The organism is Telluria sp. GW821-FHT07G12 (genome assembly GCF_059418525.1).
In genome coordinates, this window is the sequence record NZ_JBWKQA010000018.1 from 1 (window position 1) to 8714 (window position 8714).

Annotated in this window: 6 protein-coding genes; all 6 read right to left on the reverse strand. The window is 67.7% G+C overall.

The annotated features are described in order from the left end of the window. Nucleotides 1-410: 410 nt before the first annotated feature. Nucleotides 411-881, reverse strand: a complete 471-nt coding sequence (locus AC07PE_RS26995; RefSeq protein ID WP_498770415.1) for a DUF6328 family protein — start codon at nt 879-881, stop codon at nt 411-413. 64 nt (nt 882-945) lie between these two features. Further along, the gene (locus AC07PE_RS27000; protein WP_498770417.1) at nt 946-2094 is read right to left on the reverse strand and encodes a VWA domain-containing protein; all 1149 of its coding nucleotides are present in this window, start codon (nt 2092-2094) and stop codon (nt 946-948) included. Continuing rightward, entirely contained in the window at nt 2084-4363 is a 2280-nt protein-coding gene (locus AC07PE_RS27005; protein WP_498770419.1) for a DUF5682 family protein, read from the reverse strand. The genes AC07PE_RS27000 and AC07PE_RS27005 overlap by 11 nt, the downstream gene beginning before the upstream one ends. A gap of 7 nt (nt 4364-4370) precedes the next feature. Then, nucleotides 4371-5462, reverse strand: a complete 1092-nt coding sequence (locus AC07PE_RS27010; RefSeq protein ID WP_498770421.1) for an ATP-binding protein — start codon at nt 5460-5462, stop codon at nt 4371-4373. Next, on the reverse strand, nt 5459-7048 hold the full coding sequence (locus AC07PE_RS27015; RefSeq protein ID WP_498770422.1) for a DUF5691 domain-containing protein: 1590 nt from the start codon (nt 7046-7048) through the stop codon (nt 5459-5461). Before AC07PE_RS27015 ends, AC07PE_RS27010 begins: the two co-directional genes overlap by 4 nt. An 8-nt stretch (nt 7049-7056) precedes the next feature. Then, nucleotides 7057-8397 carry an SWIM zinc finger family protein gene (locus AC07PE_RS27020; protein ID WP_498770424.1) on the reverse strand — a complete coding sequence of 447 codons (1341 nt, stop codon included), beginning with the start codon at nt 8395-8397 and terminating at the stop codon, nt 7057-7059. Nucleotides 8398-8714: the final 317 nt, after the last annotated feature.

Consider the following 8714-nt stretch of genomic DNA (forward strand, 5'->3'; position numbering starts at 1 on the left):
GTAGGTTATCGTCAGGCTAATTATTAAGCAGAGCCCGCTCAGTCAACACTGAGCGGGCTTTTTGCTTTTCTGCGCCCGAAATAATCACCCAATAAAACCAAAAGCCCGCCGGCATGGCACGCATCGCGTACCTGCCGGCGGGCTTCGATCCTTATTGGCGCCGCATCCAGCCATCCGCGCTACGGCGTCCGTCGACAAGGCCGACGGACCGCTAGCGCATGAATGGCTGGGCTTACACTCATCCCCGTCTGTGCTCCCCCCGATATCGGAACTTCAGGTGGACGAGTGTCGCCCAGTTCGTGGCATTCCTGCCTGCGCCTGTCATTTGCACAGGCCATACAGGCATTATCCAGTTGCAAGCGCCCTCATCTGTTCGGGGCTTCACACAACACCCTGCACTGCAACACGAATCAGGAGCGCGGTTCGGCAACCTGGATGGGATCGCTTCGTGGAATGAGATACCAGAGTCCCACAAACAGCAGGAGAGTGGCAACCGCGGCGGCGATGCTGAGCGAGAGCCTGTCGGTTGCAAGCGACACCACCGTCAACATATCCAGCGATAGCCCGACAGCCAGTGGTATCAGTGCACCACGGATGCTTTTGCGCGAGGTCCGCAGCATCCTCGAGGTCGCCTGACCGTGCTGGGCGCGGTAGTAGACGGCGGGCGTCATCAGCAATGCCATGGCGATGACCATCAGGCCGAGACCGACCAGATGACATGCCTGGGCATAGTCCTCGAGGTCCGTGAAGCGTTCGCTGAATACAGCGATCGTCTGAAAACCGAACACCGCCTGCAGACCGGGAAGAATGCAGCGCGCTTCTTCGATAATGTTGCGCATCTCCTGGTCGTTTTTTTCTTGCTGAGAAGCTTGATTGTCCATGGGATGACAGTAACGTCAAACCCGGCAGTATTCAACCCGACGCACGATTGACCGTCCGTAGGGCTCAAGCGCGCACGATGCCTGCCTTGGATGTCCACTGTTCCAGGCTGTGCCGCTGGATCGCCGCCGCCATCAGGTCCGGGAACAGGTCGGGCGTGCACGCAAAGCAGGGGATGCCCATCGCCGACAGCTTCGCGGCGTTGTCGCGGTCATAGGCCGGCGCGCCCGTATCGTTCAGGGCGAGCAGGGCGATCACCTGCACACCGCTGCCCACCAGCGCGGCCGCCCGTCCCAGCATGTCCGCATTGTTGCCGCCTTCATAGAGGTCACTGATCAGCACGAAGATGGTCTCGCGCGGGCGCGTGATCAGGCCCTGGCAATAGGCCAGCGCGCGATTGATGTCGGTACCGCCGCCCAGCTGGGTGCCGAACAGGACCTCGACCGGATCCGACAGCAGCGGCGTCAGGTCGGCCACCGCCGTGTCGAACACCACCACCGAAGTGCTGACCGACTTGATGCTCGCCAGGACCGCCGCGAACACACCCGCATAGACGACCGAGGCCGCCATCGATCCGCTCTGGTCCACGCACAGCACGATGTCGCGCAGCGAACGTCCGCGCCTACCGAAGCCGATCCGCGTTTCCGGAATGATGGTGCGGTACTCCGGCTGGTAGTGCCGCAGGTTGGCGCGGATGGTGCGCAGCCAGTCGATGTCCTGGTGACGCGGACGCAGATTGCGGACCGCGCGATTCAGGCTGCTCGATACCGCCTGCCGCATCGGCGCCGCCAGCTTGCGCTCCAGTTCCTCCACCACTTTCGCGACCACCTTGCGGGCCGTCGCGCGGGTCTTGTTCGGCATGACGCGGTTCAGGCTCAGAAGGGCCGCGACCAGGTGCACGTCCGGCTCGACCGCCGCCAGCATCTCGGGCTCGCACAGCATCTGCTGCAGACCCAGGCGATCCAGCGCATCCTTCTGCATTACCTGCACCACGCTGGACGGGAAGTATTCGCGGATATCGCCGAGCCAGCGCGCCACCCGCGGCGCCGACGCGCCCAGGCCGCCCTTTGGACTCTCGGGCGTGCCGTACAGCGCATTGAGGGCGCCGTCGATGGCGGCATCCTCCACCTTCAAGGGGATGTCCGATACGGCGTCCTGGCCCAGCACCAGTCGCCAGCGCCGCGCCGCTTCCGCGTTGCGCTCCTCATTCGCCATGAAGAATCTCCCGTGAAGCCAGCAGCGTATGCAGGACAGGCAGCACGCGTCGCGCCCGTGCTTCGTCAACCTCGGTCCCGGCCCGCAGCGTGACAAAGGCCGGGCCGCCCGCATGCGTCGCACGTTCACCAAGCTCGCGGCGCTCCGGCGCGCTGAAAGTGGACACCGTGCGGCGCAGCAGCGGCAGCAGTTCGGTAAAGGTATCGGGCGGCAGTGCGAGCAGCCAGCCGTTCACGATGTTCCACAAGGTGTCGCTGTGGGCCAGCAGCGCGCCGCTGCCCTGCAGGAAGCCTTCCAGCCACTGCGCGGCGGCCAGCGGCGGCACCCCGTAGGAAGAGTGCAGGGCCAGCTGCTGCGCCGCACGCTCGGCGCTCCACTCGCCGTGTTCCGTCAGGATGCGTGCGCTGCGGCCGCTCAGCATCGGATGCGACACGCTGCTGGCGGCGGCGCTTGCCAATGCACCGAACCAAGCCGCCTGATGCGCCTCGTCCTGCAGCAGGCGCAGCGCCTGATCGGCAGCGATGATCTGGCTTAGCAGGGTGGCGGCGGCATCGTCGGCCAGGCCGCGCACGCCATACGGCAGGGCGATGCAGGCGCGCGCCGCCAGACCGTCGACCACGTGCGAGAGCGAGGCCGTGTCCACCTTGCGCGCGCTGCCGTAGCGCAGCACGTTGACCAGCGGCGGCAGCGCAGCCAGCAGCAGGCCGAGATCGGAAGTCTGCGTGCCGGCATCCTGGATGCGCGCCATCAGCGGCGCAACGGCCTCGCGCAGGTCGGCCAGCAGCACGACCTCCATCAGCGCGGTCAGCTCGGGCAAACCCTGGGCCGAGGCCGCGCGCTCGGCCGCCAGGCTGCCGGCTGCCGCCTCCAGCGTGCCGCCCCAGCGGCTGACGGCGATCAGGTCGATCGCGAACTCCGGCTCCCAGGCCAGGCGCCACACTTCATGGAAGGTGCCGGTCCTGCCGCGCACCGTCTGCTGGCGGCCCCAGTGCACGCCGAGCAGGGCCAGGCGGTGCAGCAGTATGCTCTTTTCCAGGTGAGCCGGCTGGCGCAGGTCGAGTTCGAGATCGGTGGCGTCGGCACGGACCGCCATGCGCAGCCGCTTCTGCTGGGCGAACACGTCCTGCACCAGCGGCACGGCCGGCACGTCGTCCGGCACCGCGCCGAGCGCTTCGTCGACCAGCAGCTCGCGCTGGATCAGCTGCAGCGGCGTGTCGCTGTCATAGCAGAACACGGCGCGCACCGCTTCCATCAGCTCGTCGAGGCCGGGACGCGGGCGCTCGCGCAATGCCGCCAGCGTGTCGGCCAGGCGCGTGGCTTCGATCACGTGGGCGGAGGAGGCGTCGAGGTCATGGCGGCGCAGCAGCGTGGCGACGCCGGTCAGCCAGTGCAGCGCGGCGCGGTCCTGGTGGCGCCACAGGTGGCGGTACCAGCCGGGCGCCGTGATGCCGGCGCCATAGCCGCTGGCGAAGGTCAGGCGGCCGTGGCTCCACGGCACCCAGGTCGCCACCACCTTTTCCTTGGCCAGGCCCCTGAGCAGGTCGGCGTCGCTCTTCGCACTCGGCAGCACCGCCAGCGCCGGCACGTGCCAGGCGCCGCAGACGACGGCGATGCGCTCGCGGCCCTCCTTGACGGCCTGGCGGATCGCCGTGCGCATGTATGCCTCGCGCTTGATTTCCAGCGCGTCCGTCAATGGCCCGGCCGCGTCGCGCAGGGCCGTCATCATCTCGGCGATTGCCGCAAACAGGTCGAGGCTGTCGCTGCGCTGCTCGACCAGGTGGTCCCACCAGGTTTCGGTGTCGCCGTAGCCCGCCGCCTGGGCGAGCCAGCACAGTGGATCGGCGTGCAGATCCTCGCCCGCAGGCTCGGGCGGGATGGCCTCGGGCGCCGCGTCCGCATCTCCTTCCATATCGTCCGGCGCCAGGGCCCGCGCCTGGGCCTCGGCCGCGCGCAGGGCAAAGCGCTGGCTCTGCGGCAGGTCGCAGAAGCGCAGTTCGACCCCATGTTCGGTCGCGTGGCGCAGCGCCTGCCATTCCGGCGAAAACTCGGCAAAGGGATAGAACACGGCGCGCTGCGGCTCGGCCGGGGCGTACACCAGCAGGGCCACCGGCGGCGCCAGCTCGGCACGCGCGGCGAAGCCTGCCAGTGCATCGGCTTCCGGCGGGCCCTCGACCAGGATGCAGTCCGGCTGCAGCGCACGCAGGGCCGCGGCCAGGCTGCGCGCGCAGCCGGGGCCATGGTGGCGGATGCCGAACAGGTGGACGCTCATCGCCGGCTTACTCCATCACGTCGCGGCAGGCGCGGTACAGATCCTTCCAGCCGCTGCGCTCCTTCACCACCGTCTCCAGGTACTCGAGCATGGCGACGCGGTCCTGCAGCGGATCCTTGACGATCGCCCCGACCATGCCGGCGGCCAGGTCGGCGCCGCGCAGCACGCCGTCGCCGAAGTGGGCGGCCAGCGACATGCCATGGGTGATCACCGAGATCGCTTCGGCCGTGCTCATGCTGGCGCTCGGCACCTTCAGCTTGGTCTTGCCGTCGGCGGTGACGCCCTCGCGCAGTTCGCGAAACACGGTGACGATGCGGCGGATCTCTTCCAGCGCCGGCGCCTCGGCCGGCAGCTCGAGCGCCCGGCCGACGCTGGCCACGCGCGTCTCGACGATGCGCACCTCTTCGTCTGCAGTGCGCGGCGGCGGCAGCACCACGGTATTGAAGCGGCGCTTCAGGGCGCTCGACAGCTCGTTCACACCGCGGTCGCGGTCATTCGCGGTGGCGATGATGTTGAAGCCTTTCTGCGCCAGCACCTCGTCATCGAGTTCCGCGATCGGCAGCACCTTCTCGGACAGGACCGAGATCAGGCTGTCCTGTACCTCGCCCGGCATGCGCGTCAGCTCCTCGATGCGGGCGATCTTCCCGGTCCGCATGGCGCGCATGACGGGACTCGGGACGATGGCGTCCTGCGACGGTCCCTTGGACAGCAGCTGCGCATAGTTCCAGCCGTAGCGCACTGCTTCTTCGCTGGTGCCGGCGGTCCCCTGCACGACCAGGGTGGAGTCGCCGCTGATCGCCGCCGCCAGGTGTTCGGATACCCATGACTTGGCGGTGCCGGGCACGCCCAGCAGCAGCAGGGCGCGGTCGGTGGCGAGCGTGGCCACCGCGATCTCGATCACGCGCTGGTTGCCGATGTACTTCGGGCTGATCTCCGCGCCGTTCTCCAGCCGGCCGCCGAGCAGATAAGTCGACACCGCCCACGGCGACATCTTCCAGCGCGGCGGACGCTGGCGCGTGTCCGCGGCAATCAGCGCTTCCAGCTCATCGGCGTATTGCTGTTCCGCGTGCTGGCGGAGGACGGAATCGAGGGCGGTCATGCGGGCTCCTGGAAGGAAAGAATCATCTCGTGGCGCAGGCGCACGAGTTCGAAGAATCGGTCGATGATGGTGCGCCATTCGCTGTCGATCTTGATGCTGGCGCGCCAGTCCGCCTCGGCGGCGGTGGCGACGGCCGGATCGGCGACTTTGGCGAAGGGCGACATCAGCAGCTGCGTCGGGCCGAGCTGGCCCTGTTTCATCAAGCTGGGGCGGATGGTCTGCAGGCGCTGCAGGAAGCAGCGGGTCAGCGCCGGCGTCCAGGTGTCCTGCGACTTGTCCGCCAACAGGTACAGCAACTGCAGCAGCTCGGGATCCCCGGACCAGTCGTCGGGCAAGGCGTCGAGCAGGGCCACGGACGCGCCGCCGGCGTTCTCGTGGAAGCGCGCGGCGATCGCGCCGAACAAGGCGTTCGGCACCGCTTCGCGCCGCACGACGTCGGCGCTTACCCACCATCGCGCCAGTTCCTGCGGCCAGGCTTGCAGCTCGGGTGCAGTATCGTTTTCCATCTGGCGCAGCGTGGCCAGCGCCCAGCCGCGCATCAGCACGGCCCGGAACTCGCTGTGTTCGGCCAGGGCCAGGCATTCGCGCGGGCCGCGCTCGAAGTGCCTGGTCCACACGAGCGGATCGACGGCAGCGAGCATGTCGACCACCCAGCCGGCCTTTTCGCCCATGCCCGGATGCGCCGCCACACCGATACCGTCGCGCCGCATCGCCGCATCATAAGTGTCCGGCAGGGTCAGCTCGATACGCGCCTTGCCCAGCCACGGCTTTTCCACGCGCAGCAGCGGCAGCAGGCGCGCCAGCATGCGCTGGCCCAGCTGCGATCCGGGCAGGGATGCCAGCAGACGCTGGGCGGCGCTGCGCACTTCCTTGCGGCGGTCGTCGAGGGCCGCTTCGAGGAAGCTTTCGTCCGCGAGACTCAGCTTGACGCTCAGCGCCGGCAGCAGGGCCGCGCGCTGTTCCGGCGCCTCGCTAGTCCAGGCGGCGGCCAGTACATCGCGTGCGGCCTGGGGATCGCGGGTACGCCAGGCACGCAACGCAAGGAGGCGTTGCTCCGGCGTGCCGGTGTCCCACAAGGTCTCGTCATCGGTGGCGCCGTTCGCCGCCCAGGTCCAGTCCGCGTGCATGCGCGCGAGCCAGTGTCCGCGCTCTCCCAGCACCCGCAGCAGCTGGGTGCGCAAGGCCGGCTCGCGCGTGGCCGTGTCGAGCAGGCGCGGGAGTAAGCGCGCCGGCAAATGGCCGCCATGGCGCTGCAGCAGGCGCAGCCACTCGGCCTGCAGGCCGGCCGGGTACAGGCCGCCCAGTAGCCGGGTCAGGATCGCTTCCGCAAGCGGCGGGCAGGGACGCAGGCGTTCGGGCGGCGCCGGATCGATCGTCGCCGGGGCCGTAGCTGTGGGTGGAAGGAAGCCGCTGCGTTCCCACAGGTCGAGGGCACCGAGCGACAGCCACAGCATGGGCTCGGCCTCGGGCGCTTGCTCCTGCGGGAACAGCGCATCCAGCGGCGCGGCCGGAGGGGCAGGAGCGCGGCCGGCGCGCGCGGTCCCGATCTTCAACAGTTGCTGGCGCTGGCGCAGATCGTCGTTCATGGTTTCCTTCAGACGAAGTCGCCGTCGACGTTGAGCAGCCGGCCCTCGTGCCAGACGCTCAGCGGCAGCAGGCTGCGGCCATCCCACTCGCCGCATATCGTCAGCGGATGGCCGCCGCTGAGTGCCAGCAAATGCCAGGGATGGCGGAAATCCGGGTGCAAGACGATGGCGCGTCCGCCGGCGTCGCGGAGGATGCCCTGGTCGCCGGCATCCGGGATCAGGCCATTCAGCAGCACCGGATGGCGCTCGAGGAAGGGTTGGACCGCGAGCGCATCGGCATAGGTATCGAGCAGGGTGTCGAGATCGGACGGCGGCGCGGCCATGGATGCGAGCGGACGCATGTTCTCCTGACGCTTGATCTGGGCGCGCAGCGGATAGGCGCTCGGGTAGAAGCACAACTCGCCGTCGAACTCCGACCCCGGCGCAAGCTGCATCTCGAAGCCCTGGGCGCCGACCGCATATTGGAGCAGCAGGGCCCAACGCGCTTCAGGACCGCCGTGCAGCCAGGTGGCGCGCACGCGCAGGCGCTCGTCATCGAAAGTGGTCTGGGCCAGCACACGCCAGCAGCCGGCTATACCGGGCTGGCGCAGCACCTCATCCTGGCTCACGGTCCAGCCGAGCAGGGCGCGCACGTCGGCCTGCAGCGCAGCGGGCAAGCCGTCGAGGCGCTGCCAGGCCTGGGTCAGCAGGTAGATCGAGGCCAGTTCGTTCGCCACCAGGCTGTCGGCATTGCGCAGGCCGGACTGATACAGGAGGCTACCGGCACGGCGCAGCCGGCGGGCCAGCGGCGCAGCCTGGGCGTCGGCCATTCGCGCGGCGATGGCATCCCATGGTCCTTGTCCGCGCGAGCGTACCGAGGCGAGACCTTCGCGCGCCAGGTCATGCAGCCAGGTCTGGAGTTCGCGCATGCCGGCATCGACTTTCTCTTCGCGCTTTTCCTCGCGCTTGCGGGCCTGGGCTGCGGCCAGCGCAGGATCTTGCGTGCTCGCGGCCGCAGCATTGTCGGCTTTCTTTTCCTGGCGGGCCTGGCGGCTGCCCAGCCAGTCGCTGACCCACTGCGGTTCGGCGCTTTCCTTGAATAGCGCGGGTTCAGCTGCTTTTAATAGATAGAGGCCGAGGCCATGCTTGCAGGGGAATTTGCGGCTGGGGCAGGTGCATTTGAAGGCGGGGCCATTCAAATCGATCTGTGTTCTGTACGGTGTTTTGCCGCTGCCCTGGCATTCGCCCCATAAGGCCGTTTCGCTTTTGCCGAGATTCGACCAATGATGCGGCGTCGACAGCTGGCTGCCGGCCTTGGCCGAGGCCGGGTCGGGCGCGAGTGCCAGGATCTGGTTGGCGGCTAGGGTCACCGATGTCTTTCGGGCGAATAAAAGATATGGATGGGACAGCTCATCGACGGCCTATGCTCCGCGATGTTCCTTGATTGGTCAATCGTGTGGATTGAAGAGCGCCGCGCATCTTTCGCACAACAGCCCTTGCGGAATCCCGCCGCCATTTGCTATAGTGCGCGTCCTGCTTCTGCAGCACCGGAAAAGCTGAACGAAATCAAGTAGTTGAGCTAGAAGTTTTGATAACTCCGCTGGTGTTGCAGAAAAACGAGGGGTTGACGAGTTAAGCGAAACACTGCATAATCTCATTCCTCTGCTGCTGACGAACAAAACGATTC

What these genes read in the sequence shown, in the direction of transcription:
- AC07PE_RS27010 (WP_498770421.1), bottom strand. Translation starts at nt 5,462, where the DNA reads ATGACCGCCCTCGATTCCGTCCTCCGCCAGCACGCGGAACAGCAATAC.
- AC07PE_RS27000 (WP_498770417.1), bottom strand. Translation starts at nt 2,094, where the DNA reads ATGGCGAATGAGGAGCGCAACGCGGAAGCGGCGCGGCGCTGGCGACTG.
- AC07PE_RS27005 (WP_498770419.1), bottom strand. Translation starts at nt 4,363, where the DNA reads ATGAGCGTCCACCTGTTCGGCATCCGCCACCATGGCCCCGGCTGCGCG.
- AC07PE_RS26995 (WP_498770415.1), bottom strand. Translation starts at nt 881, where the DNA reads ATGGACAATCAAGCTTCTCAGCAAGAAAAAAACGACCAGGAGATGCGC.
- AC07PE_RS27015 (WP_498770422.1), bottom strand. Translation starts at nt 7,048, where the DNA reads ATGAACGACGATCTGCGCCAGCGCCAGCAACTGTTGAAGATCGGGACC.